Annotated in this window: 22 protein-coding genes; 8 read left to right on the forward strand and 14 right to left on the reverse strand. The window is 74.4% G+C overall.

Translation table 11 applies throughout. The features are described from left to right. Window positions 1-77 precede the first annotated feature (77 nt). Complete coding sequence (locus ACYU8I_RS08810) at window positions 78-1,004, reverse strand: hypothetical protein (protein WP_460839660.1); 927 nt, start codon at window positions 1,002-1,004, stop codon at window positions 78-80. 146 nt (window positions 1,005-1,150) lie between these two features. On the opposite strand from ACYU8I_RS08810, the gene ACYU8I_RS08815 reads away from it, so the two are divergent. Beyond that, window positions 1,151-1,705 carry a hypothetical protein gene (locus ACYU8I_RS08815; protein WP_460839662.1) on the forward strand — a complete coding sequence of 185 codons (555 nt, stop codon included), beginning with the start codon at window positions 1,151-1,153 and terminating at the stop codon, window positions 1,703-1,705. A 74-nt stretch (window positions 1,706-1,779) separates the two neighbouring features. Here the strand turns inward: ACYU8I_RS08815 and selD are convergent, their stop codons facing one another. Beyond that, complete coding sequence (selD, locus tag ACYU8I_RS08820; protein ID WP_460839665.1) at window positions 1,780-2,775, reverse strand: selenide, water dikinase SelD; 996 nt, start codon at window positions 2,773-2,775, stop codon at window positions 1,780-1,782. 123 nt (window positions 2,776-2,898) lie between these two features. Here selD and ACYU8I_RS08825 point away from each other — a divergent pair, with 123 nt between their 5' ends. From ACYU8I_RS08825 to ACYU8I_RS08840, 4 genes are all read left to right on the forward strand, one after another. Continuing rightward, window positions 2,899-4,011: a hypothetical protein gene (locus tag ACYU8I_RS08825; RefSeq protein WP_460839668.1), complete on the forward strand. Its 1,113-nt coding sequence runs from the start codon at window positions 2,899-2,901 to the stop codon at window positions 4,009-4,011. Window positions 4,012-4,078: 67 nt separating this feature from the next. After that, a complete protein-coding gene (gene idi, locus ACYU8I_RS08830) occupies window positions 4,079-4,669 on the forward strand; it encodes an isopentenyl-diphosphate Delta-isomerase (protein WP_460839670.1) in 591 nt (196 codons plus the stop codon). Next, the gene (locus ACYU8I_RS08835; RefSeq protein WP_460839672.1) at window positions 4,666-6,165 is read left to right on the forward strand and encodes a phytoene desaturase family protein; all 1,500 of its coding nucleotides are present in this window, start codon (window positions 4,666-4,668) and stop codon (window positions 6,163-6,165) included. The genes idi and ACYU8I_RS08835 overlap by 4 nt, the downstream gene beginning before the upstream one ends. Further along, the gene (locus ACYU8I_RS08840) at window positions 6,162-8,066 is read left to right on the forward strand and encodes a DUF5914 domain-containing protein (RefSeq protein WP_460839673.1); all 1,905 of its coding nucleotides are present in this window, start codon (window positions 6,162-6,164) and stop codon (window positions 8,064-8,066) included. Before ACYU8I_RS08835 ends, ACYU8I_RS08840 begins: the two co-directional genes overlap by 4 nt. Window positions 8,067-8,249: 183 nt before the next feature. Here the strand turns inward: ACYU8I_RS08840 and ACYU8I_RS08845 are convergent, their stop codons facing one another. The 5 genes from ACYU8I_RS08845 to ACYU8I_RS08865 are packed head-to-tail and all read right to left on the reverse strand — an operon-like array spanning window position 8,250 to window position 11,976. Continuing rightward, on the reverse strand, window positions 8,250-9,785 hold the full coding sequence (locus ACYU8I_RS08845) for an FAD-dependent oxidoreductase (protein ID WP_460839675.1): 1,536 nt from the start codon (window positions 9,783-9,785) through the stop codon (window positions 8,250-8,252). Further along, a complete protein-coding gene (locus ACYU8I_RS08850) occupies window positions 9,782-10,573 on the reverse strand; it encodes a class I SAM-dependent methyltransferase (protein ID WP_460839677.1) in 792 nt (263 codons plus the stop codon). The genes ACYU8I_RS08845 and ACYU8I_RS08850 overlap by 4 nt, the downstream gene beginning before the upstream one ends. Continuing rightward, window positions 10,570-10,917 carry a lycopene cyclase domain-containing protein gene (locus ACYU8I_RS08855; protein WP_460839679.1) on the reverse strand — a complete coding sequence of 116 codons (348 nt, stop codon included), beginning with the start codon at window positions 10,915-10,917 and terminating at the stop codon, window positions 10,570-10,572. Before ACYU8I_RS08855 ends, ACYU8I_RS08850 begins: the two co-directional genes overlap by 4 nt. After that, window positions 10,917-11,267 (reverse strand): lycopene cyclase domain-containing protein, encoded by a 351-nt coding sequence (locus ACYU8I_RS08860; protein WP_460839681.1) that lies wholly within the window; start codon window positions 11,265-11,267, stop codon window positions 10,917-10,919. Before ACYU8I_RS08860 ends, ACYU8I_RS08855 begins: the two co-directional genes overlap by 1 nt. 37 nt (window positions 11,268-11,304) lie before the next feature. Then, window positions 11,305-11,976, reverse strand: a complete 672-nt coding sequence (locus ACYU8I_RS08865) for an SDR family NAD(P)-dependent oxidoreductase (protein ID WP_460839682.1) — start codon at window positions 11,974-11,976, stop codon at window positions 11,305-11,307. 175 nt (window positions 11,977-12,151) lie between these two features. On the opposite strand from ACYU8I_RS08865, the gene ACYU8I_RS08870 reads away from it, so the two are divergent. After that, window positions 12,152-12,295, forward strand: a complete 144-nt coding sequence (locus ACYU8I_RS08870) for a DUF2510 domain-containing protein (RefSeq protein WP_460839686.1) — start codon at window positions 12,152-12,154, stop codon at window positions 12,293-12,295. Between the two features lie 4 nt (window positions 12,296-12,299). Here ACYU8I_RS08870 and ACYU8I_RS08875 read toward each other — a convergent pair whose 3' ends face one another. Then, window positions 12,300-13,919, reverse strand: coding sequence for a RecQ family ATP-dependent DNA helicase (locus ACYU8I_RS08875; RefSeq protein ID WP_460839688.1), 1,620 nt, complete (start codon window positions 13,917-13,919; stop codon window positions 12,300-12,302). Between the two features lie 233 nt (window positions 13,920-14,152). Here ACYU8I_RS08875 and ACYU8I_RS08880 point away from each other — a divergent pair, with 233 nt between their 5' ends. Then, on the forward strand, window positions 14,153-14,386 hold the full coding sequence (locus ACYU8I_RS08880; RefSeq protein WP_460839691.1) for a hypothetical protein: 234 nt from the start codon (window positions 14,153-14,155) through the stop codon (window positions 14,384-14,386). Window positions 14,387-14,672: 286 nt separating this feature from the next. Further along, a complete protein-coding gene (locus ACYU8I_RS08885) occupies window positions 14,673-15,593 on the forward strand; it encodes an MOSC domain-containing protein (RefSeq protein WP_460839693.1) in 921 nt (306 codons plus the stop codon). Window positions 15,594-15,841: 248 nt separating this feature from the next. On the opposite strand, the gene ACYU8I_RS08890 is transcribed toward ACYU8I_RS08885, so the two are convergent. From ACYU8I_RS08890 to kdpA, 6 genes are all read right to left on the reverse strand, one after another. Further along, window positions 15,842-16,102: a hypothetical protein gene (locus tag ACYU8I_RS08890; protein WP_460839695.1), complete on the reverse strand. Its 261-nt coding sequence runs from the start codon at window positions 16,100-16,102 to the stop codon at window positions 15,842-15,844. A 434-nt stretch (window positions 16,103-16,536) separates the two neighbouring features. Next, window positions 16,537-17,241 (reverse strand): response regulator, encoded by a 705-nt coding sequence (locus ACYU8I_RS08895; protein WP_460839697.1) that lies wholly within the window; start codon window positions 17,239-17,241, stop codon window positions 16,537-16,539. Beyond that, window positions 17,238-19,763: an ATP-binding protein gene (locus ACYU8I_RS08900; protein WP_460839699.1), complete on the reverse strand. Its 2,526-nt coding sequence runs from the start codon at window positions 19,761-19,763 to the stop codon at window positions 17,238-17,240. The genes ACYU8I_RS08895 and ACYU8I_RS08900 overlap by 4 nt, the downstream gene beginning before the upstream one ends. A 22-nt stretch (window positions 19,764-19,785) precedes the next feature. Continuing rightward, window positions 19,786-20,406, reverse strand: coding sequence for a potassium-transporting ATPase subunit KdpC (kdpC, locus tag ACYU8I_RS08905; RefSeq protein WP_460839701.1), 621 nt, complete (start codon window positions 20,404-20,406; stop codon window positions 19,786-19,788). Between the two features lie 28 nt (window positions 20,407-20,434). Further along, complete coding sequence (kdpB, locus tag ACYU8I_RS08910) at window positions 20,435-22,504, reverse strand: potassium-transporting ATPase subunit KdpB (RefSeq protein WP_460839703.1); 2,070 nt, start codon at window positions 22,502-22,504, stop codon at window positions 20,435-20,437. Continuing rightward, window positions 22,501-24,165 (reverse strand): potassium-transporting ATPase subunit KdpA, encoded by a 1,665-nt coding sequence (kdpA, locus tag ACYU8I_RS08915; protein WP_460839705.1) that lies wholly within the window; start codon window positions 24,163-24,165, stop codon window positions 22,501-22,503. The genes kdpB and kdpA overlap by 4 nt, the downstream gene beginning before the upstream one ends. Between the last annotated feature and the right edge of the window lie 128 nt (window positions 24,166-24,293).

Here is a 24,293-nt window from a genome sequence, read left to right on the forward strand (position 1 = left end):
GGTGGACCGCCGCGGTACCCGCGGCCCGTGGCGGCATGCCCGTCGGGGCCTGCGACGTCGCGGTCGGTGCGGCCCCGCTAGCGCACGGAGCGCAGGGCGGGCGGCGGCGGCGTACGACGCCCGAGCCCCCTCACGGCGAGGGTGACCAAGCCCAGTGCGGCGGCGTCCTCGGCCAGCGCCGAGGTGGTCGACGACCACGGGCTGCGCTCGCGCCACAGCGAGCCGAGCACGGCGCCGAGCGCAGAGCCGGCGCCAGCGGCGAGCACAGGCAGGTCGGCGTGGGCCACGGCGCGGCGCGCCAGCGCCAGGCCACCCGCGGTCGCGGTGACGCCACGCGGCACCGAGCCCTGGGGCTCGAGCCGGCTGGGCGCCTGGGGCAGCTTGTCTGCGGCGAGCTCGGCGGCGACCAGTCCGCCCGCGACGGTGCGGCCGAGGCTGCCCGAGGTCACCCAGGCCGCCCCGGCCAGGCCGAGCGTGCTGCGCGAGCCGGCGGCGAGACCCAGGGCGAAGCTCCGGGCCACCAGGCCCACGCCTGCCGACGTGGCCCGCCCCTGCGCCGGCTCGAGACGGCACACGACCTCGTGGACCGTGACGCCGAAGACGAGGTGCGGCACGACGTCGGAGGCCCAGTCGGTGGTGCTCCAGGTGCGCGGGTCGGTCACGCCGGCCAGGGCGGCGCCGCCGTCGCTGACGGCCATCGCCGCGGCGCCGGTGACGACGGCACCACCGATCGACGAGAGCCGCACGCCGGCCGACCGCACGACGGCGGTGGCGACACCGACGCCGACACCGGTCGCGATGCCGGCCAGGGCGCCGGCGGCCTCGGCCTGGTCGTCCGAGCCCGAGACGCGGGCGCGGTCGAGCCCGACCTCGAGCGTGCGGGCCGGGACGTCGCTCGCGGGCCGCGCCCGCACCGCCATGTCGAGGTAGGTCACGGCGTCGAGCACCAGGTTTGCGGCCGCGCCGGCCAGCAGGCCCCGGCCCCAGGTCGAGATGGTGCTCATGGTGCGCTCCTCGTGGTGTGCGGTGCAGGCGGGGTCCCGCGGGCAGTACCCCGCGTGGCGCGGTCGCAGCGGCCCGTTCCGGGTGTCGCCCGTGCCGACCCGGGTAAGGCCTGCGCTCACCCACCCGACGAAGTGCAGGAGACCCCATGTCCGAGACCAACACGCTCGCCCGCAGCCTCCACGACGTCGGCCTCGCTGCGTGGTTCGGCGGCTCCCTCATGGGCGCTGTCGGCCTCAACGGCGCGACCGCTGCGGCCGACGACCCGACCGAGCGCACTCGGCTCTCGACCCTCGGCTGGGCGCGGTGGTCACCCGTGAACGCGGTCGCCATCGGCGCCCACCTGCTCGGCGGCGCCCGACTCACCCAGGTCAACAAGGGCCGTGTCGCGACCCAGCCCGGAGCGGGCGCCAACACCGCCACCAAGCTCGCGCTGACGGCCGCGGCGGCCGCGCTCACGGCGTACGCCGGAGCCCAGGGCAAGAAGGTCGGCGAGCACGCCCACGAGGGCGCCGAGGGCGCCACCGAGCCGGCAGCCTCCAGCAGCCGCGAGCTGGAGCAGGCGCAGCAGCGGCTTCGGGCCGCGCAGTGGGCGATCCCCGCGCTGACGGGCGCGCTGCTGGTCCTGGCGGCCGAGCAGGGCGAGCAGCAGCGGCCCCAGGCCCTGGTGGGGCGCCAGCTGGACCGGCTCCCCTGGCGCTGACCGCCCGGGGCGCAGCCGACCACCCCACGCCCCCGGCGGGTCCGCGACCTGCCGGGGGTGTCGCGCGTCGGCGGTCAGCGCACCGTGACGCGGCTCGTGGGGTCGGGCACCAGCCGGCCGACCACGGGGTGTCCGGGGACCTCGCCGACCACGAGCAGCCCGCCGGACGTCTCCGCGTCGCACAGCAGCAGGAGGTCGAGGTCGTCCACGACCGTGGTGACGTGGGGCCGCACCGACGCCAGGTTGCGCTGCGTGGCGGCCGGCACGTGGCCCGCCCGCACGGCCGCGCGGGCCCCCGCGAGCACCGGGACCGCGGCCGACTCGACCACCGCCCCGCAGCGACTGGCCCGGCACAGGCTGCGGAGGTGCCCGAGCAGCCCGTAGCCGGAGACGTCGGTGGCGCACCGCGCTCCGGCTGAGACGGCCAGGGCCGACGCCTCGCGGTTGAACGCGGTCATCGAGGCGACCGCCTCGTCGATGGGCAGACCGTCGACCCGGTGACGCTCCACCAGCACGCCGGTGCCGATCGGCTTCGTGAGCGTCAGCGGCAGGCCGGGCACGCCGGCGTCCCCGCGCAGCACCCGGTCGGGCCTGACGGTGCCGGTCACCGCGAGCCCGTAGCGGGCAGCGGCGTCCTCGGCGCTGTGGCCGCCGGCGAGCAGGCAGCCCGCCTCGGCACAGGCCGACGCACCCCCGCGCAGGACCTCTGCGGCGACCTCGAGCGGCACGCGGTCCCGCGGCCACAGCAGCAGGCTGAGCGCCACGACCGGTCGGCCACCCATCGCCCACACGTCGGACAGCGCGTGGGCCGCCGCGATCCGGCCCCAGGTGTGGGCGTCGTCGACGACCGGGCCGCACAACCCGGCGGTGGCGACCACGGCCCGGGCGCCGTCGAGGAAGACCACCGCGGCGTCGTCGCCGTCGTCGGCCCCCGCCAGCAGCGCTCCGCCGGACGCCGGCAGACCGGCCTGGGCCAGGACCTGCGCGAGCGCGTCGGGGGGAAGCTTCCCCGCGTCGGCACCGCCGAGCCGCGTCAGCCGCGCCCGTGGCTCCTGGTCGACCGTGCTCACCGCCCACCGCCTCCCGCCGCACCCGTCCGGACCGGTGCGATACCCGCTTCGGACCCGACGAAGCGGGTATCGGCCCCCGGCCGTCGGCGGTGTGCGCCGGGGCGCGTGAGGGAGGTGGGCCGGGTGCCGGGACGTCTGGACGACCGCGTGCGCGAGCGGGTGGCGCCGTACCTCCCGCTGCTGCTGCGCGCCCTCGACGCCGCGGTCGCCGCGGCAGTGGCCTGGGCCCTGGTGCAACCGGTGGGCGGGCTCGCCGATCGCTATCCCTACTACGCGCCGCTCGGGGCCGTCGTCGCCGTGTCCACCACGATCCTCGGTTCGGCCCGGGGTGCCGTCGCGACGGTGCGCAACCTCGCGCTGGGCGCCGCGCTCGGCACCGCAGCCCAGCTGCTCGGCCTGCCCGAGCTCCTCGCGCTCGCCCTGGTCGTGGGGCTCGGCACGGTGCTGAGCGGCTCACGACTGCTCGCCTCGGGATCGAGCTGGATCGTCTACAGCGCCGTCTTCGTGCTGATCCTGGGCGGCGAGGCGCCCTGGGAGTACGGGCTCGCCTACGCCGGCCTCACCTGCTTCGGCGCCCTCGTCGGCATCGTCGTCGTGGCCGCCCTGCCGCCCCTGCTGATCACGCCGGGCGCCCAGGCGGTCGCGGAGGCGGGTGCCACCCTGGCCGACCAGCTCGAGGACCTCGCCGACGCGCTCGCCGACGAGTCCGGGCCGCCGTCGGAGCGACAGTGGTCGAGACGCCAACGCGACCTGCGCCCGACCATGCAGCGGCTCGACGACACCGTGCACGCCGTGCTGGAGGCACGCCGGGGCAACTGGCGCGCCCGGTGGTGGCGTGCCAGCACCTCGGCGCAGCAGGAGCGCGCCGCCCTGGTCCGGCGCAGCCATCCCCTCGTCGAGCAGCTGGTGCTGCTGCTGGTGCGCGAGGAGCGCGCCGACCTGCCCCGCGTCGCCCTCGGCCCGTCGCTGCGTCCGTCGGCGGCTGCTGCGCTCCGCGGCTGGGGCCGGCTGCTGCGCAGTGCGAGCCAGGACCTCGCGGTCGAGGCACCGGCCGACGAGCTGCGCGAGGCGGTGGCCGACCTGCAGGACGCCGTACGACGCTCCGCCGGCGGCGCAGCGGGACCCGGGACGAGCCACCTCGAGGCCAGCACGGTGGTCACCACGGTGCGCCTGGGGTTGGACCTCGTCGAGGAGTCGCTCTCGGCGACGCGTGGGTGCCATCCCGTACCGTCCTGACTGACGGGTCCGGGTGCCGCGGGGTACCCGTGCCCGTGTGTCGCAGCCGAGCAGGACGAGGAGACGCGTGACCACCACCCCGACGATCGACGAGGTCGTGCTGCTCGACGAGCACGACCGTCCCTGCGGCACGGCACCGCGCGTCGGCGTCCACGACACCGACACGCCGCTGCACCTCGCCTTCTCGCTGCACCTGCTCGACGCTGACGGCCGCACGCTGCTCACCCGGCGGGCGCTCGACAAGGTCACCTGGCCCGGCGTCTGGACCAACTCCTGCTGCGGCCACCCGAAGGTCGACGAGCCGCCCGCCGACGCCGCGGCCCGCCGCGTCGGCGAGGAGCTCGGCGTCCGGGTCGGCGACGGTCTCGCCGCGCCCCGCCTGGTGCTCCCCCACTTCCGCTACCGAGCCGTCGACGCCTCGGGCGTCGTCGAGAACGAGGTCTGCCCCGTGCACGTGTCCCTCGTCGAACGCGACCTCCCGCTCGACCCCGATCCCCGTGAGGTCTCCGAGACCGCGTGGGTCGAGTGGGCCGACCTGCACGAGGCGGTGCGCCGCACCCCGGTCGTCTTCAGCCCCTGGATGGTGATGCAGGTCGGCGAGCTCGGCCCCGACGTGGCCCCGCTGCTCGCGGCGGCCCGGGCGGAGGTGCCGGCATGAGCCGCGTCGTCGTCATCGGCGCCGGCCTCGCCGGCCTGGCCACCGCGTGCCACCTCGCCGGCGACGGCCACGAGGTCGTCGTGGTCGAGCGCGAGTCGATCCCGGGAGGTCGTGCCGGACACGTCGAGCGCGACGGGTTCGCCTTCGACACCGGCCCGACCGTCATGACGATGCCCAACCTGCTGGCCGACGCCACGGAGGCGGCGGGCAGCCGGCTCGACGAGGTCGTCACGATGCAGCGCCTCGACCCGGCGTACCGCGCGAAGTTCCACGACGGCAGCGAGATCCACGTCCGCCACGGCCACGAGGCGATGCGCGACGAGATCGCCCGCACCTGCGGCAGCCACGACGCCGACGCGTTCGACGACTTCGTGCGCTGGCTGCGCGAGCTCTACGACGTCGAGATGCCCAACTTCATCGACCGCAACTTCGACTCGCCCTTCGACCTGGTCTCCCAGCCGGGCCTCGCGGCACGACTGGTGCGCCTGGGCGGCTTCGGCCGGCTCGGGCCTGCCGTGCGCCGCCGCTTCCGCGACGAGCGGCTGCACCGGCTCTTCACCTTCCAGGCGATGTACGCCGGCCTCCCGCCGAGCTCGGCGCTGAGCCTCTACGCCGTCATCACCTACATGGACTGCATCGAGGGCGTCTACTTCCCCGAGGGCGGCATGGGCGAGGTGCCCCGCGCCCTCGAGCGGGCGCTGCAGCGTGCCGGCGTCGAGATCCAGTACGGCGCCACGGTCACCCGGGTGCTGCGCCGCGGCGACGGCGCCGTGGCCGGCGTCGAGGTCGAGGGCGGCGAGCAGGTGCGCGCCGACGCGGTCGTGTGCACCCTCGACCTGCCGGTCGCCTACGACCGGTTGCTGCCCGACCTGCCGAAGCCCCGGGTGCTCCGCTCGGGGAAGTACTCCCCCTCCGCCGTCGTCTGGCACGTCGGTGCCCGTGGCCCGGCGCCGGCCGAGGCGTCGCACCACAACATCCACTTCGCCGAGGCGTGGGACTCCTCCTTCGACGCGCTCATCAAGCGCCGCGAGATGATGCCCGACCCGTCGCGGCTGGTGACGATCCCGACCTTCACCGACCCGTCGCTCGCGCCCGAGGGCGACACCACGATGTACGTCCTGGAGCCCGTGCCCAACCTCGCCGGCAGCGTCGACTGGTCCGTCGAGCGGCCCCGGGTGCGCGAGGGCCTGCTGCGCTTCCTCGAGCGCGAGGGCTACCCCACCGACGTCGTCGCCGAGGAGCTCGTCGACCCGACCGACTGGCAGGCCATGGGCATGGAGCAGGGCACGCCCTTCGCGCTCGCCCACACCTTCCTGCAGACCGGACCCTTCCGCCCGTCCAACGTCGAGAAGCGGGTGCCCGGGCTCTTCTTCGCCGGCTCCGGCACCACCCCGGGCGTCGGCGTCCCGATGGTGCTCGTCTCCGGCAAGCTCGCCGCGCAGCGCTGCGGGGCCTACCTGCCGTCGACCCGACACCGAGAGGAACCCGTCGCATGAGCGTGCTCGACCCCGCGCTCGAGCAGGGCTACCGCCAGGCGGCCGAGCTGACCCGCAAGCACGGCACGACGTACTTCTGGGGCGCCGCGCTGCTGCCCCGCGAGCGCCGCCGCCACGTGCACGCCGTCTACGCGCTGTGCCGCGTGGCCGACGACATCGTCGACCACGCCGCGGCCCGCGGGGCCGGCGTCGACCAGGTCCGCAGCGAGCTGGCGACCTTCCGGGCGGACTTCGAGTCCGCGGTGGCGACCGGCAGCAGCCCCGACCCGGTGCTCGCCGCGGTGGCGCGCACCGTCGAGGAGTGCGCGATCGACCCCGAGTGCTTCACCCGCTTCTTCGGCGCCATGGCGCAGGACCTCGACACCAGCACCTACGCCTCGTGGGACGACCTGCTCGGCTACATGGACGGCTCCGCCGCCGTCATCGGCGAGATGATGCTGCCGGTGCTCCAGCCCAGCAGCACCAAGGCGTTCGCGCCCGCTCGCGCCCTCGGCCTCGCCTTCCAGCTGACCAACTTCCTGCGCGACGTCGACGAGGACCTCGACCGCGGTCGGGTCTACCTCCCCCAGGAGGACCTCGCCCGGTTCGGCACCGACCCCGCCGAGCGGGTCGTCTCCGACGACTGGCGCGAGCTGATGCGCTTCGAGATCGAGCGCAACCGCGAGCTCTACCGCGAGGCCGACTCCGGGCTCGCCCACCTCGGCGGCGCCGCCGAGCGCTGCGTGCGCACGGCCCGGGTGCTCTACTCCGCCATCCTCGACAAGATCGAGGAGGCCGACTACGACGTCTTCACCCGGCGCGCGAGCGTGCCGACGTGGCGCAAGGCCGGCACCGCCGCCCGCACCGTCGTACGCCGCGGCGCGCCGCCCGCCACCACTCCCTCCGTCACGACCGGTCCGCCCGCCGCGAAGGTGACCCCGCCCGCCGAGCGCCCGCGCATCCCGATCGAGCTGCGCCGGATGCCGCCGCGCGACCGGCTCGCCCCCAGCTGGCGCGACGCCAAGCCCGCCCGCATCCGCCGCGCCCTCGACGTCGCTCTCGCCGAGGACCCGGGCGGCTGGTACGTCGTCGGCGACAGCCGCGACCTCGGTGAGCGCTCCGTCGTGCGCCACGTCGGCGGCGCCGAGGTGACGCTGTGGCGCACCTCCGACGGTGCCGTCCACGCCGGCCCCGGCTCGTGCCCCCACCTCGGGGCGCTGCTCACCGACTGCGAGGTCATCCACGACAGCCTCTACTGCAGGTGGCACGGCCTGGCCCTGCCGCCCGAGGGTGCGCCCGGCTGGACGCCGTACGCCGCCCACGACGACGGCGTGCTGCTGTGGGTCAACATCCCCACCCAGGGCGAGCAGCCGCTGGCGCTGCCGAAGATCACCCCGCGCCCGGCGCCGGCGTCCTCGGTGGCCGCCGTGATCGAGGTGCCCGGCACCTGCGAGCCGCGCGACATCATCGCCAACCGGCTCGACCCGTGGCACGGGTCGTGGTTCCACCCCTACTCCTTCAGCCACCTCAGCGTGGTCGAGGAGCTCAGCGACGACCGCGTGCTCACCGTCGACGTCACCTTCCGGCTCAGCCGCACCTGGGGCGTGCCGGTGCGCGCGGAGTTCGCCTGTCCTGACGCCCGCACCATCGTCATGACGATCACCGAGGGCGAGGGTGCCGGCAGCGTGGTCGAGACGCACGCGACCCCGCTCGGCCCCGGCCCCGACGGCCGGCCCCGCACGATGATGACCGAGGCGACCATCGCGACCTCGGAGCGCAAGGGCTTCGAGCACGCCTCCGTCATGGCACCCCTGCTCCGCCCCGCCATGCGCAAGGTCGCCCGCCGCCTCTGGGTCGACGACCTCACCTACGCCGAGCGCTCCTACACCCTCCGCGCCCGCGGCGAGCACTACGGCGTCTGAGCGCGCCTGGTCACCCTTCCGCCAGCGGCTGCTCACCCACGATGTCAGGCGCTCCCCCGTCTCCGCAGACACGGGGAAGCACCCGAGTCACGGGTGGACCAGTGACTCCGACGCGCACCCGCGAAGACACCAGCCGCCGTCCTCCTGCGGGATGACCCACCCGCGCGGGCAGCCGACCAGCCCCTAGCGCGGCAGCTTCTCGGCGACCCGGGCGACGTACGGCACCCAGCGCTGGCGGGGGCGGACGGGGGCGCTCCAGACGCCGTGGCCGGCGAGGCCCCAGCCGGCGAGCAGCGTGTCGGCGGCCTGCCAGCCGGTGGTGCAGGCGCGCTCCATGAGGGCGACGGGGAGCGCGCACCGGACGCCGTCGCCGGCGAGGACGACGCGCGGGTCGGGGGTGACGACGCCGGGGCGCGCGGCCCACGGGTCGGTGCCGACGAGCGGGCAGTCGTCGCGCCACAGCCACTCCTCGTGGCGCACACCCGCACCCTCCAGCTCGGGGTGCAGCACGAGCAGCTCGCGCCACAGCACCTCGCGCAGGGCCTGCTGGTCGCTGTCGGCGTCCTGGGCGTAGGCGTGCAGCTCGACGACGGAGCCGCCGTGCTCGGCCGACCACCGGGCCGCGCCCGCCTCGAGCAGCTCGAGGAACGAGACGTTGTCGAGCGGGCCGAAGCCGCTGGTCGCCCGGAAGCCGACGGCCCCGGGGGCGACGCGGCGGTCGAGCCACAGCCGCCACACGGCGAACGGGGGCGCCACCTCGAGCGCGGCCAGGCGCTCGCGCCAGTCGGCGTCGCCGAGGTCGGAGCCGGAGACGAGCCGCTGCAGCGGGGCCCGGTCGGTGGCGAGCACGACGGCGTCGGCCTCCACGTCACCGGTGGTCGAGCCGACGACGACACCGTCGTCGGACGTCGAGACGCCCGAGACCGAGGCACCGGTGCGCAGGTCGACCCCGAGACCGCGCAGGTGGTCGGCGAGCGGGCCCCACAGCGTCGTCTCGAAGTCGTCCACGGGGACGTCGAAGAGCAGACCTTCGCTCGATCCGACGAAGTAGGTGTGGAACATCGCGACCAGCTCGCCGGCCGAGAACTCGCGCGAGTCGGCGAAGAAACTGCGGGCGAAGACCTCGAGCGCGAGGTGGCGCGCCTGCTCGGGGAAGCGCAGCCGGTCGAGGAAGTCGGCGGCGCTGACGCCGTCGTACCGCTCGAAGGTCGCCGGGAAGTCGACGTCCATCAGCTCCATCGCGGCCGCGACGTCGACCGCGGCCAGGTCGCGCAGCGAGAAGGTCGGCGAGCGCAGGATGAAGTGCCCGATGTTGAGCGGGAGCGTGCGAGCCAGGCCGCAGAACGAGTCGGTCGGCCCGTCCTTGAGCGTCAGCGGGTAGTCGGCGACGGGGGCGAGGCGCTCGAGCGCCGGGTCGGTACGACGCAGCAACGCCCTCAGGTTGTAGTACTGCCGGAAGAACGCGTGGAACCCCCGGCTCATGGTGTGGCCGTCGGGCCCCTGCCACGCCGCGACCCGGCCGCCGAGCTGCTCCGAGCGCTCCAGCAGGGTCACCCGGACACCGCGCTCGGCGAGCGCGGTCGCCGCCGTGAGGCCCGCGATGCCGCCGCCGACCACGGCCACGTGGTGACGCCCGCCGTCGTCGGCCGCGCCCGCCACCGGGGCGTGCCAGACCGCGTGCTTGTCGCGCCCGGGCCGCCAGCCCGTCCCCGGCCTCACGCGGAGGGCCGGCGTGCGACGAAGGTGTGCAGCACGCCACGCTGCCAGCCGCCGAAGCTGCGGCTGCGCACCTCGTCGAACCCGACGGCGACGAGGCGGCCGCGGAGCCGCTCAGCGCCGTCGAAGTCGACGACGCTGCGCCACAGGTAGCGGTAGATCGGGCTGCGGGGGGCGGTGAGCAGGCCGAGCGGCACGACGACGCCCCAGCTGACGGCGTCCCAGACGGCGCGGGCGCGGCGGCTGTCGGCGACGCTGTACTCGTGGAGCACCGCCACGCCCCCCGGCACCAGCAGCCGACGGATGCCGGAGAGCAGCTGGTCGCGGGCCGCCACGTTGCGCACGAGGTACGCCGCGAACACGCCGTCGACCACCTCCTCGCCGTCGAGGTGCGCCCGGCCCCACGAGCCGGGGTCGAGGTGCTCGGCGTCGTCCTGCACGAAGTGCACCGGGGTGCGCCAGCGCTTGCGGCGAGCCTGGGCGAGCATGCCGGCCGAGCCGTCGACGCCGACGAGCTCGTACGTCACCCCGGCCTCCTCGAGCGCCTTCTCGAGCGCGCGGGTGGAGGCGCCGGAGCCGCAGCCGAGGTCGACCACCCGCACCGGCCGGTCGGCGGGTCGCGGCAGTTGCTCGACGAGCACGCGGGCGGAGCCGAGCAGCTGCGCGTGGTAGCCGGGGTTGAGCGCCACCATCAGGTCGTAGGTGGTGGCGACCTCGTCGAAGCGCTCCGGCACGGCCTCGGTGTGGGGGGCCGGCCGCGACCCGGTCGGGTGGCTGGTGGGGGCACTCATCGGACGGGTTCCTCCCGGGTCTCGGTGACGGCCGCGCGATCCTCGTCGCGACCCAGGTGCACCCACACGAGCAGCGCGAGGGTGACCATGCTGAAGCCGAAGGCGAAGTCCTCCACGGGGATGTCCCACGGCGCTCGCACCCCGAGGGTCTGCGCGTCGTCGTAGAGCACGATGGGGTCGGAGAGCTTGGTCAGCCACCCGTCGACCGGCACCTGGAAGCCCAGCACGATCGCCATCGCCAGCCAGTACTGCAACCGGCGGAAGATGCCGGTGCGCAGCCAGAGCACCTCGAGGGCGACCACGGCGGGCACCGACAGCGCGGCGAGCAGGGTGTACTCGGGCATCAGGCGACCTCCTCCGGGGCGGGCCGCCGCGACCGCATCCAGGCCAGCGAGCGGCCGACGGCCTCCCAGGTCAGGAGCCCGCAGATCGGCACCACGACGAAGAAGACCAGCTCCTCGATCGGCATCGCGAACGGCGGGATCATGATGCCCGTCGTGTAGCGCTCGCTGTAGTCCCAGTGGCCGCGGATGATCCCGACGACGTCCCAGACGCCGAAGACCACCACGACCGGGAGCAGCGTCAGCAGCAACCGCTTGGGGCGCCGCCAGACCCGGGCTCCGAGCACCAGCTCGAGCGGCAGGGTGAGCAGCAGGCAGGCTGCCATCAGCAGCAGGTACTGGTACTGGTCCATCGGGGTCGAGCGTAGAGGCAGGACCCCGACGAGCCGCTCAGTCCCCCGAGTCGGGGTCGTCGGCCCAGACGCGGAACTCGCCCCGGTCGCGGTGCATCTCCCACAGCCGCTCCGCGATGACCTGCGGGTCCTTGCGCGGGTGACCGTCCTCGATGGCGCCGGGGATGACCATCTGGGCGACGTGGATGCCGTCGTCGGCGAGCGCCTCGTGCAGCATCTGGGCCAGCGCGGTCTCGCCCGCGAAGGCGACCGAGGTGCCGGCCACGTGGGCGCCCGGCTTCACCGCGCTGCCGCCGTTGACCAGCAGCACGGTGCCACCGCCCAGCACGCGCATGTGCTGCAGCACCTGGTGGACCGCGGTGAGCAGGCCGTAGACCGAGAACTCGATGGCCGGTTGCAGGTCCTCGACGGTGGTCTCCAGCACGGGCCGCAGGAACTCCTTCGCCGGCAGCGGGCTGTACTGCAGTACCTCCACCGGGCCGAGGTCGGCGCTGGCGTGCTCGAGCGCCGAGCGCAACGACGCCGCGTCACGCACGTCGGCGGCGTACCCGCGGGCCTCGATGCCCTCGGCGGACAGCTGAGCGGCGAGGTCGTCGAGGCGTCCCTGGCTGCGGGAGACGAGGGCGACGGAGAATCCCTCCCGGGCGAACCGGCGGGCGACCTGGGCGCCGAGCCCGGGACCGGCGCCGATGATGGCGAGTGTCGGCATGCGCGGTGCGTTCCCGGACCGTGCCGGGGGAAACCGGCCGCGGCCGGGGTGTGTCGGCCCTCACGCGTGGGGCACCCCCGGAAAGGGCAAGACTGCTCCTGTGCACGCGTGTGCACCGCGGTCGGCTCGGTGACGGCACGCGTCCGCCCGTCACGCAGGCCTTGGGGGAGGCACCATGGACACGACCGACCCGGGTTGGTACCGCGACCCGTCCGACGCCCGTCGTCACCGCTTCTGGGACGGCGAGCAGTGGCTCAGCGAGTGCCAGCAGCTCCGTTTGCAAGGCCACGAGGGCCGCTGCCCCGACGACGACGCCTAGGGCCTCAGGCGCAGCGCAGCAACTGCTTGTCGCGCACCAGGGCGGCGTCCAGCGTGCGGTAGCCGACGTCGTCGAACAGGACCACGACCTCGCGGCCGCTGCGCTCGGTCACCACGCCGGCGCCGAACTCGTCGTGGCTGACGCGCGCGTCGACGGCGTACGGCGCCTCCTCGCCCCCGGCGCCCTCGTCCATCTCCAGCGCCGTTCCCGAGCGGCACGTGTCGCAGCGCCCGCACTGCTCGGCCTGCTCGCCGAAGTAGCCCAGCAGCGACACGGTGCGGCAGCGCGGTGTCTCGGCGTAGTGCCGCACCATCTCGACGCGGCTCCGGTCGAGCTCGCGGCGGGCGTCGGCGACGGCGACGGCCGCCTCGACGGGCGCCACGGGCCGGGCCTCGTCGGCTCCCGCGTGCACCTGGCCGAGGGCCAGCAGGTTGAGCAGCCGAGCGGTCTTGCGGCGGCCGAACGGCAGCTCCTCGGCGAGGGCGGCCGGGTCGGCGTCCTCCGGTCGCTCGTGCAGCGCCCCCACCACCCGCCGCAGGTCGGCCTTGCTGGGCACGCCGGCGGTGAAGAACCGTCCGAGCGTGAGGTCGCCGTCGTGGAACAGCAGCGTGGCCCGGGCGGTGTCGCCGTCGCGACCACCACGGCCGGCCTCCTGCCAGTAGGTGTCGAGCGACTCCGGCGCCTGGGCGTGCACCACGAAGCGCACGTCGGGCTTGTCGATGCCGAGCCCGAAGGCCGAGGTCGCCACGACGACGTCGAGCTCCCCCGCCATGAAGCGCTCCTGCACCTCGTCGCGCCGGCGACGGCCCAGACCGGCGTGGTACGCCGCCACGGCAGCACCGGGCACCTCGTCGGCGATCCGGCCGGCGAGGCGCTCGACGCCCGGTCGGGTGCGGGCGTAGACGAGCCCGGCGTGTCCCCGGTCGACCTCCTCGGCGACGAGCGCGACGGCTGTCGCGTGCTGGTCGTCCTCGTCGCGGCACCGGCGCACGTCGAGGACGAGCTCGGGCCGGGCGAAGCCGGTGACGACGACGTGGGGCTCGCGCAGACCGAGACGCTCGACCACCTCGTCGCGCACCGGGGCCGCCGCGGTGGCGGTCATGGCCAGCACGGGTCCGTCCGTGACCTCCCGCAGCACCGGGCCCAGCCGCTGGTAGTCGGGCCGGAAGTCGGATCCCCACGTCGACACGCAGTGGGCCTCGTCGACCACGGCCAGCACCGCACCCACCTCACCGACCTCGCGCCGTACGTCGGGGTCGGCGAGCAGCTCGGGCGAGCACAGCAGGTAGTTGACCGAGCCGTCCTTCGCCGCCCGCAGCGCCTCGCGCCGCTGCGCCGGACTCTCCCGGGAGCTCAACCGGGCGGCCGCGACCTCACCCGGCGCGGCGGCCACCGCATCGACCTGGTCCTGCTGCAGCGCGAGCAGCGGCGAGACCACGACGACCGGCCCGCCGAGCAGACGGCCCGCCACGAGGTAGGTCAACGACTTGCCCGACCCGGTCGGTGACACGAGGAGCACGTCGCGGCCGTCGACCAGGGCGGCGACAGTCTCCTCCTGCCCAGCCAGCAGCCGGTCGTGCCCGAAGTCCTCGTGTGCGACCCGCGCGACGTCGTCTGTGCTCACCGTGCGGGCGTGCCCAGGCCGAGGGGGGCCTCATGCCTCCCGCGGCGGCCAGGGCTCCGGCGGGCCCGACGGCACCGTGGGTGCGGTCGTGCAGGCCTCAGATAGTCGAGCTCCACCTGCGTGGACGGCCGTGCACCGGGTACGAGCGCATCGGTCCCGCCGGGTGACGAACCGCCGTCCGATCCCGGCGGGCCCCAACCACCTCTGATCGGACGGCGCCGGGGAGGCCCGCCGTGGACGACGTCACCGCACTGGCCGTGACCTGCCCGGGTTGTGGCGTCGCGCTGGCGCAGTTCCACGTCGCCCACTTCGAGGCCGGACGGCGCAGCACCACGATCGAGCTGCTCTGCCCGACTCACGGCTGCGAGCACCACGGGCGGCCCGACGGGCACGTCGGCACCGCGCAGCGGCGCGACGGGGCCACCGACCCCGCGCTGCCCACGCAGCGGCTCGACGAGCCCGTCTAGGGACCCTGACGGCGAGGGCCCCGCGAGACCCCCGACGCACAGCGGAAAGTGGAGGGCCGCACGCGCGCCGGGGGCATGGGCTGGTCAGAAGAAATCCCGCCACGCCATCCCCCTGGCGCAGCTCCCTCTTCTCCGGCACGGCACCGTTCGGGCGACGGCACCGCAGGCCCAGGAAAGACTCTCCCCGGGCCGCGTACGACCTAAACCACCTGGTCAGCGAAATGTCCACGAGTCGGCCGAACGGCGGTGCCGGCCCAGCCGTGCCACGGTTGTCTACCCTGCAGCCGTGCCCGACGCCGCCGACCGACCGACCGCGCGCCTCACCGGCCTCGCCCGCTACCCCGTGAAGTCGTGCCGCGGCGAGTCCCTCGCGAGTGCCGCCGTCGAGCCCTGGGGACTCGCCGACGACCGCCGGTGGATGGTGGTCGACCCCGACGGCCACGTCGTCACGGCCCGCGAGGTCAACGCCCTCGTCCTGGTCGAGCCCAGCCTTGTCGACGGCGGGCTGCGCCTCACCGCGCCGGGCCGCGACCCGGTCGTCGTACGCCGCCCCGACCCGGCCGCCCAGCGCCCCGTCTCGCTGTGGCGCTCCACGCTCACGGCGGCCGACGCCGGGGACGAGGCGTCGGCGTGGTTCTGCAAGGTCACCGGCAGACCGGTGCGCCTGGTCTGGTTCGACGACCCGACCCGTCGGCCGACCAGCCCCGACTTCAGCCGGCCTGACGACCGGGTGTCGTTCGCCGACGGCTACCCGCTGCACCTGACGACCGAGGAGTCGCTCGCGGCGCTCGACGACCTGGCGCTCGAGGCGGCGCACGGCTTCGCCGACCCGCTGCCGATGACGCGGTTCCGTCCCAACGTGGTCGTCTCTGGCCTGCCCGCCTGGTCGGAGGACGACTGGCGGCTGCTGCGCATCGGCGGCGAGGACGGCGTGGTGTTCCGCGCCGTCAAGGGCTGCGCGCGCTGCGTGCTGACGACCGTCGACCCCGACACCGCCGAGCGTGGCCGAGAGCCGCTGCGCTCGCTGGCGCGCGGGAGGCGCTTCGACGGCGCCACCTGGTTCGGGATCAACCTGGTCCCCGACCTCCCGGCCGGCCCCGGCTCCCGCTGGCCCACGATCCGCGTCGGCGACACCGTCGAGGTCCTCGACGCGGTCGCTCCGGGCGACGGCCCGATGCGCGCCCGCACCGTCTCCTCCCCCGCCTGACCCGCCGAGGGGTCACTCCCTGACCGCCCAGAGGTCACTCCCTGACCGCCCACAGGTCACTCCGTGACGGCCGAGGAGTCACTCCCTGACGGCCGAGAGGTCACTCCCTGACGGCCGAGAGGTCAGTCCCTGACCGCCCAGAGGTCACTCCCTGTCAGCCCAGAGGTCACTCCCTGACAGCCCAGAGGTCACTCCCTGACCGCCGAGGGGTCACTCCCTGACCGGCCCAGTCTCAGCCCGACGAGAGGTCAGCTGTCGGGGCCCATGGTGGCCGCCCAGACGATGCCGACGACGACGGCGGCCGCGACCCCCAGCAGCAAGCCGACGATCGCCTCGCCCTCGTTGGTGGCGCGACCGGTGTCGGCCCGCCACCACCCCACCGCGCCCAGGACGATCGCCAGGGCGGCGGCCGGGGCGGCGACGATCTCGCCGACCACGGGGACGATCGCGAACAGCAGTGCGAACACCCCGACGAGCACCGACGCGGAGCCGACGGCGTTCCTCGACATCGCGTCCCCCTGGTCGTCGTGCGTCGGCTGCTCGCCCGGTCCATGATGACGGACCCGGTCGCAAGGGTGCACCGGACCTGCTCACGTCCGGCGGTCGGATCCTGCCGCCCGCCCCCTGCCCGCGTCCCCGGCCGCGCTCGGGTACGCCGCCTGACCGGGCGACGCGGGCGTGACTGCCGTGTCCGCGGTTCGCCCGATGGACCACGAGAACGGCAGTCCTAGCCCCACGGCCGTCAGGGAGTGACCCCTCGACCGTCAGGGAGTGACCCCTCGACCGTCAGGGAGTGACTCCTCGGCCGTCACGGAGTGACTCCTCGGCCGTCACGGAGTGACCCCTCGACCGTCAGGGAGTGACCCCTCGACCGTCACGGAGTGACTCCTCGGCCGTCACGGAGTGACTCCTCGGCCGTCAGGGAGTGACTCCTCGGCCGGGGTCAGGGCTCGAGGACGTAGCCGAGACCGGGTGAGGTGACGAGGTGGCGGGGGTGGGCGGGATCGTCCTCGAGCTTGCGCCGGAGCTGGGCGACATAGACCCGCAGGTAGTGGCTCTCGCCGAGGTAGCCGGGCCCCCAGACCTCGCGCAGCAGCTCCTCGCGGCCCACGAGCCGGCCGACGTTGCGCGCGAGCACGGCGAGCAACCCCCACTCGGTCGGCGTCAGACGGACCTCGGTGTCGACGCCGTCGACCCGGCGGCGCACCTGCTTGCGGGCGAGGTCGACGGTCAGGTCGCCCGCGGTGACGACAGGCGACGCAGAGGCGACCTCGGCGCCCCGGCGCACGGCAGCGCGCAGTCGCGCCATCAGCTCGTTCATCGCGAACGGCTTGGTCAGGTAGTCGTCGGCGCCGAGGTCGAGGGCCTCGATCTTCTCGTCGGTGTCCTGGCGGGCCGAGAGCACCACGATGGGCACGCTCGTCCAGCCGCGGAGGCCGGCGATGACCTCGGTGCCGTCGAGGTCGGGCAGGCCGAGGTCGAGCACGACCACGTCGGGGGTCTCCGACGACGCGAGCTCGAGGGCCCGGCGCCCGTCGGGGGCGACCACGACGTCCCAGCCCGTCGCGCGCAGGTTGATGGCGAGGGCACGGGCGAGCGCGGGCTCGTCGTCGACGACCAGCACCTTGTACGTGCGGGACTCGCTCACGAGCCGCCTCCTCTCGGCAGCGAGACGACCATGGTCAGGCCGCCCCCGGGCGTGTCCTCCGCTGCGATCTCGCCGCCGAGCGCCGTGGTCAGGCCCTGCGCGACCGCGAGGCCGAGGCCGAGGCCCGTCGAGGCACCCTGCTCCGGCCCCGCATGGTCAGAGAGCCGCTGGAAGGGGGCGAACATCCGCTCCCGCTGCTCGGGCGGCACCCCGCGGCCGCGGTCGACGACCACCACCTCGACGCGGGTGGGCAGCACGTGCGCCATCACGCGCACCGCCGGCGCGCCCTCGACGGCCCGTGAGGCACGCACGGCGTTGGACACGAGGTTGGCCACCACTCGTTCGAGCAGGCCGGCGTCGGTGCGCACCACCGGGGCGGGCTCGTCGACGTCGAGCACGACGGCACCGGGCGGGTGGCCGGAGACGGCGAGCGGGAGCACCTCGTCGAGGCTGCGGTCGACGAGGTGGGGCTCGACGAGGCCGCTCTGCAGCCGCGACAGGTCGAGCAGGTCGTCGATGAGATGCTCGAGGCGGTCGGTGCCGTCGACGAGCGAACCCTCGAGCTCGGCCCGGTCGTCGGCCGACAGCCCGCGGGCCGACAGGCCGTCGACCGAGGCGCGGATCGTCGCGAGCGGCGTGCGCAGGTCGTGGCCGACGGCCCGCAGCAGCGCGGTGCTGGTGCTCTGCGCGCTCTCGAGGAGAGCCGCCCGCTGGTCGCGCTCGCGCAGCCGCCGGTACTCCAGCACCAGGGACGTCTGCACCGCGAAGGCCTCCAGCACCCGCCGGTCGGTCGAGCGCAGCGTCTCGCCCCGCAGGCAGAGCAGGTGGTCGTCGTCGACGTCCACCTGGCTGGTGCCGGCGTCGGGTCGGTCGGGTGGGGTCTCGCCGGCGGTCGCGAGCGGCACCCACCCCGTCGTACGCCGCTCCAGCAGCGTCACGGCGTCCTGGCCGAAGGTCTCGCGCACCCGCTCGACGATGGCCTCGGCCGTGTCCTGGCCCGTGAGCACCGAGCGCGACAGCGAGCTCATGGTGGCCGCCTCTGTGCGCGCGCGCAGCGCGTCACCGGCACGCCGGGAGGCGAGGTCGACGACCGTGGCGACCCCGGCCGCCACGGCGACGTAGACGATCAGGGCGAGGAGGTTGGCCGGCTCGGCGACGGTCAGCACACCGGTCGGCGGCGTGAAGTACCAGTTCAGCGCGAAGAAGCTGATGACCGCCGCCACCAGCGCTGGTCGCAGGCCCCCGACCAGTGCGACCACGACCGTGCCGGCCAGCAGCAGCATCTCGGCCAGGGGCAGCTGGTCGGTCTCCTGGAAGGAGCCGAGCACCCAGGTCAGCACCAACGGCACGACGACCGCGCCGATCCAGCCGGCAGCCTGACGGCGGCGGCTCAGCGGTGACGAGGTCGACCCGCGCCGCACGCTCCGGGCCACCTGGTCGTGGGTGACGAGGTGCACGTCGATCGCCCCGGCGAGCTGGGCGATCCGGTCACCGGTGGTGCCAGCGAAGAGCCGGCGCAGCCGGCTGTGCCGGGACACGCCGACGATGATCATGGTGGCGTTGGCAGCGGTCGCGAAGTCGACCACGGCCGGGGCCACGTCGTCGCCGACGACGGAGTGGAAGCTGCCGCCGAGCGAGGCGACGAGCTGCTGGGCGCGCGCGATCCGGGAGCGGTCGTCGGTCTGCAGGCCGTCGGCAGCGATGACGTGCACGGCGATGAGCTCGGAGCCCTTGGCCCGCTGCGCCAGCCGGGCCCCGCGCCGCAGCAGGGTCTCGCTCTCGGTGCCGCCCGTCAGCGCCACCACGATGCGCTCCTTGGTGGGCCACGGGTGGTCGATGTCGTGGGCCCGCCGGTAGTCGCCCAGTGCGTCGTCGACCCGGTCGGCCAGCCACAGCAGCGCCAGCTCGCGCAGGGCCGTGAGGTTGCCGGTGCGGAAGTACGACGTGAGCGAGGCGTCCACGCGCTCGGCCGGGTAGATGTTTCCGTGCGCCATGCGACGGCGCAGCGCGTCGGGCGCCATGTCGACCAGCTGCACCTGGTCGGCCGCACGCACCACCTCGTCGGGCACGGTCTCGCGCTGCCGCACCCCCGTGATGCGCTCGACCTCGTCGTTGAGCGACTCGAGGTGCTGGATGTTGACGGTCGTGATCACGTCGATGCCGCGCTCGAGCAGCTCCTGGACGTCGGCGGCGCGCTTCTCGTGCCTGCTGCCGGGCACGTTGGTGTGCGCCAGCTCGTCGACGCACACGACCGCAGGGTCGCGAGCCACGACCGCGTCGACGTCGAGCTCGGTGAAGGTGGCGCCGCGGTGCTCGACGACCCGTCGCGGCACCACCTCCAGCTCGCCCACCATCGCCTCGGTCAGCTGCCGTCCGTGGGTCTCGACGAGGCCCACCACGATGTCGGTGCCGCGCTCGCGGCGCCGCTGCGCCTCGCCGAGCATGGCGTAGGTCTTGCCCACGCCAGGTGCGGCGCCGAGGTAGACGGTCAGCCGTCCTCGCCGCCGGTCGCCGTCGCTCACGGGACCAGTGTCTCGCGCGACGTCACGAACTGCCGCCCGCCGCCGCCCGCACGGCGAGGTTGAGCTCGAGCACGTTGACGCCGGGCTCGCCGAGGACGCCCAGCGACCGCCCGTCGGTGTGCTCCGCGACGAGGCGGCGTACGTCGCCCTCCGACAGGTCGTTGGCCCGCGCGACCCGCGCCACCTGCAGGGCGGCGTACGCGGGGCTGATGTCGGGGTCGAGGCCCGAGCCCGAGGCGGTGACGGCGTCGGCGGGGATCGCCGAGACGGGCACGCCCTCCCGCGCTGCGATCTCCCGCTGCCGCTCGCGGATCGCCGAGACGAGCTCGGGGCTCTCCGGGCCGAGGTTCGAGCCGTAGCTGTTGAGGGGGTCGTAGCCGTCGCCGGCCGCCGACGGCCGGGGCTGGAAGAGCCCGTCGTCGTCGACGAGCTGGCCGAGCAGGGCAGAGCCGACGGCGTCGGTCGGGTCGGTGGTCCGCTCCCCCGTCGCGGTCACGAGCGAGCCGTCGGCCCGCCACGCGGTCGCGACCTGGGCGACCCCGGTGACGAGCAGCGGGTAGGCCAGGCCGAGCACCAGCGTGGCGACGACCATCACGCGGAGGCCGGCCAGCGCGAAGCGGCCCAGGGCGAGGAGGTCCTTCATGTCGGGTCCTTTCGAGGGGTCCGGCGGCTCAGAGGCCCGGGACCAGGGAGATGACGAGGTCGAGCAGCTTGATGCCCACGAAGGGCGCGACGAGCCCGCCGATGCCGTAGACCAGGATGTTGCGGCGCAGCAGCGCGGCGGCCGACGTCGCGCGGTAGCGCACGCCGCGCAGCGCCAGCGGCACCAGCGCGACGATGATCAGCGCGTTGAAGACGACGGCCGAGACGATGGCTGACTCCGGCGACGACAGCCGCATCACGTTGAGCACCTCGAGCTGGGGGAAGGCGCCGACGAACATCGCGGGGAGGATCGCGAAGTACTTCGCCACGTCGTTGGCGACCGAGAAAGTGGTCAGCGCACCGCGGGTGATGAGCAGCTGCTTGCCGATCTCGACGACCTCGATGAGCTTGGTGGGGTCGGAGTCGAGGTCGACCATGTTGCCGGCCTCCTTGGCGGCGATGGTGCCGGTGTTCATGGCCACGCCGACGTCGGCCTGGGCGAGCGCCGGGGCGTCGTTGGTGCCGTCGCCGCACATCGCGACCATCCGGCCGCCCGACTGCTCCTGCTTGATCAGCCGCATCTTGTCGTCGGGGCTCGCCTCGGCGAGGAAGTCGTCGACCCCGGCCTCCTCGGCGATCGCCTTGGCGGTGACGGCGTTGTCGCCGGTGATCATGACGGTGCGGATGCCCATGGCGCGCATCTCGGCGAAGCGCTCGCGGATGTCCTGCTTGACGACGTCCTTGAGGTGGATGACGCCCAGCACCCGGGCAGGTTCTCCGCCGGCGCGCTCCGCGACCACGAGCGGCGTGCCGCCCGAGGCGCTGACGCGCTCGACGAGCTCCGCGAGGCGGGGACTCTCCATGTCCTGGCCACCCTCGCGCACCCAGGCAGTCACTGCCGACGAGGCACCCTTGCGGATGCTGCGGTCGGGCAGGTCGAGGCCGCTCATGCGGGTCATGGCGGAGAACTCGACGAGCTCGCCGGAGCGGCCGGCCGCGTCGCTCACCGTGTCGTGCTGGGCCCGGACGAGGGCGACGATGCTGCGGCCCTCGGGGGTCTCGTCTGCGAGCGACGACAGCAGCGCGGCCTGGGCGAGCTCGGCGGCGGAGACGCCGTCGACCGGGAGCAGCTCGCTGGCCTGCCGGTTGCCGTGGGTGATGGTGCCGGTCTTGTCGAGCAGCAGCACGTCGACGTCGCCCGCGGCCTCGACCGCCCGGCCCGACATGGCGAGCACGTTGCGGCGTACGAGGCGGTCCATGCCGGCGATCCCGATCGCCGAGAGCAGGGCACCGATGGTGGTCGGGATGAGGCAGACCAGCAGCGCGACCAGCACCAGCACGCTCTGCGGGGCGTCGCTGTAGTCGGCGAAGACGTAGAGCGTCGCGCAGACGACGACGAAGACGATGGTCAGCGACCCGAGCAGCACGTTGAGCGCGATCTCGTTGGGGGTGCGCTGGCGCTCGGACCCCTCGACCAGGGCGATCATCCGGTCGATGAAGGAGTGGCCGGGGTCGGAGGTGATGCGCACGACGATCCGGTCGGAGAGCACGGTGGTGCCGCCCGTGACCGCCGATCGGTCGCCGCCGGACTCCCGGATCACCGGTGCCGACTCACCCGTCACCGCTGACTCGTCGACCGACGCGACGCCCTCGACGACCTCGCCGTCGCCGGGGATCCGCTGGCCGGCCTCGACGACGACCAGGTCGCCGGCGCGCAGCGACGTGGACGCGACCTCCTCGACCGTGCCGTCCGGCCGCTGTCGTCGCGCCGGGGTCTCCTGCTGCAGCGACCGCAGGCTGGCCGCCTGCGCCTTGCCGCGACCCTCGGCCACCGACTCGGCGAGGGTGCCGAAGAGCACCGTCAGCCACAGCCAGGCCGTGACCAGCCAGCCCAACGAGCTGGGGTCGACGACGCTGAGCACGGTGGTGACGACGGCACCGACCTCCACCAGCAGCATGACGGGGCTGGCGAGCAGCTTCCGCGGATCGAGCTTGCGCAGCGCCCCGGGGAGCGCCTCGGCGAGCCGGGCGGGGCTGAAGACGGCGCCCGTGGACGCGGCCTCCGTGGAGGGGGTGGGGGCAGGGGCGGTCGTTGTCACGAGAGCGACTCCACGATCGGGCCGAGTGCGAGCACGGGCACGTAGGTCAGGCCGACGACGACCAGGGCCACGCCCGTGAGCAGCACGACGAAGAGGGGACGGTGGGTGGGCAGGGTGCCGGGGCCGGCGGGGCGCACCGCCTGCCGGGCGAACCGCCCAGCGAGCGCGAGCACCAGCACCAGGGGGACGAACCGGCCGAGCGCCATGCAGGTGCCGAGCAGCGAGTTGTAGAAGGGCGTGCCGGAGGTGATGCCGCCGAAGGCGGAGCCGTTGTTGTTGGAGGCCGACGTCACGGCGTACAAGGCCTCGCTCAGGCCGTGCGGCCCGTCCTCCTGCAGGCCGGCGAGGCCGGCGGACGTGCCGAGCGCCAGGGCGCTGCCGACGAGCACGAGGATCGGCGTGGTCAGCACGTAGCCCGCGACCAGGACGATCTCGCGCTGGCCGATCTTCTTGCCGAGGTACTCCGGCGTCCGGCCCACCATGAGGCCGGCGAGGAAGACCGTCAGGACGGCCAGCAGCAGCATGCCGTAGAGGCCGCTGCCGACGCCGCCGGGCGAGACCTCGCCCAGCATCATGTTGAAGAGCGCGACGCCGCCGCCCGGCGCGGTGAGCGAGTCGTGCATCGCGTTGACGGCGCCGGTCGAGGTGCCGGTCGTCGAGGCGGCGAACAGCGCGGACGCGGCCTCCCCGAAGCGGACCTCCTTGCCCTCCATCGCGCCGCCCGCCAGCTGCGGCGCCGTACCGGGCCCGGCGAGCTCGGCCCAGGTCAGCAGGCCGACCGAGGTGCTGAGCAGCAGGGCCATCACGCTCAGCACCGCGACGCCCTGGCGACGGTCGCCGACGATGCGGCCGAAGGCCACCGCCATCGAGAACGGGACGAGCAGGATCAGGTAGATCTCGAAGAGGTTGGACAACCCCGTCGGGTTCTCGAACGGGTGCGCGGAGTTGGCGTTGTAGAAGCCACCGCCGTTGGTGCCGAGCTCCTTGATGACCTCCTGGCTGGCGACGGGGCCACCGGTGATGGCCTGGGTCTGCCCGGTGAGGGTCGTGACCTCCTGGGGAGAGGCGAAGTTCTGGACGACGCCGAGCACCACGAGCACCGCGGCGCCGACGAGCGCGAACGGCAGCAGCACCCGTACGACGGTGCGCACGAGGTCGGCGTAGAAGTTGCCGACCCGCCCCCCGGCCTCGCTGCGCGACAGCCCGCGGGCGAGAGCGGCGGCGACCGACATGCCGACGGCGGCGGAGACGAAGTTCTGCACGGTCAGGCCGGTCATCTGGGACAGGTGGCCGAGGGCCGCCTCGCCGGAGTACCACTGCCAGTTGGTGTTGGTGACGAAGGAGACCGCGGTGTTCCACGCGCCGTCCGCCGGCAGCGGGCCGAAGCCCAGCGACAGCGGCAGCCACTGCTGCACCCGCAGCAGGGTGTAGAGCAGCAGCACACCGACCAGGGAGAACCCGAGCACCGCGAGGGCGTAGCTGCGCCACTTCTGGTCGGCGTCGGCGTCGACCCGCATGACCTTGTAGACGCCGCGCTCGACGGCGAGGTGACCCTCGGAGGTGTAGGTGTGGGCGAGGTAGCGGCCGAGGAGCGGCACGCTCAGTGCCAGGACGACCACGAGACAGGCGACCTGGGCCAGGGCGAGGCCGACCTCGCTCATGCGGGGTCCTCCTCGTCGAAGCGGGCGAGGATGCCGACCAGCAGCGCGAGCGCCGCGAAGACCACGAGGGTCACGAGCACGAAGACGATGTCGTTCACGCTCCACATCACACGCCCGTCGAGCACCGC

The sequence above is a fragment of the Nocardioides marmoraquaticus genome (genome assembly GCF_054777915.1).

Excerpts from the sequence above, each read along its gene's own strand:
- ACYU8I_RS08810 (WP_460839660.1), bottom strand. The coding sequence starts at position 1,004 with ATGAGCACCATCTCGACCTGGGGCCGGGGCCTGCTGGCCGGCGCGGCC.
- ACYU8I_RS08815 (WP_460839662.1), top strand. The coding sequence starts at position 1,151 with ATGTCCGAGACCAACACGCTCGCCCGCAGCCTCCACGACGTCGGCCTC.
- ACYU8I_RS08835 (WP_460839672.1), top strand. The coding sequence starts at position 4,666 with ATGAGCCGCGTCGTCGTCATCGGCGCCGGCCTCGCCGGCCTGGCCACC.
- ACYU8I_RS08840 (WP_460839673.1), top strand. The coding sequence starts at position 6,162 with ATGAGCGTGCTCGACCCCGCGCTCGAGCAGGGCTACCGCCAGGCGGCC.
- ACYU8I_RS08850 (WP_460839677.1), bottom strand. The coding sequence starts at position 10,573 with ATGAGTGCCCCCACCAGCCACCCGACCGGGTCGCGGCCGGCCCCCCAC.
- ACYU8I_RS08855 (WP_460839679.1), bottom strand. The coding sequence starts at position 10,917 with ATGCCCGAGTACACCCTGCTCGCCGCGCTGTCGGTGCCCGCCGTGGTC.
- ACYU8I_RS08860 (WP_460839681.1), bottom strand. The coding sequence starts at position 11,267 with ATGGACCAGTACCAGTACCTGCTGCTGATGGCAGCCTGCCTGCTGCTC.
- ACYU8I_RS08865 (WP_460839682.1), bottom strand. The coding sequence starts at position 11,976 with ATGCCGACACTCGCCATCATCGGCGCCGGTCCCGGGCTCGGCGCCCAG.
- ACYU8I_RS08870 (WP_460839686.1), top strand. The coding sequence starts at position 12,152 with ATGGACACGACCGACCCGGGTTGGTACCGCGACCCGTCCGACGCCCGT.
- ACYU8I_RS08890 (WP_460839695.1), bottom strand. The coding sequence starts at position 16,102 with ATGTCGAGGAACGCCGTCGGCTCCGCGTCGGTGCTCGTCGGGGTGTTC.
- kdpC (WP_460839701.1), bottom strand. The coding sequence starts at position 20,406 with ATGAAGGACCTCCTCGCCCTGGGCCGCTTCGCGCTGGCCGGCCTCCGC.
- kdpA (WP_460839705.1), bottom strand. The coding sequence starts at position 24,165 with ATGAGCGAGGTCGGCCTCGCCCTGGCCCAGGTCGCCTGTCTCGTGGTC.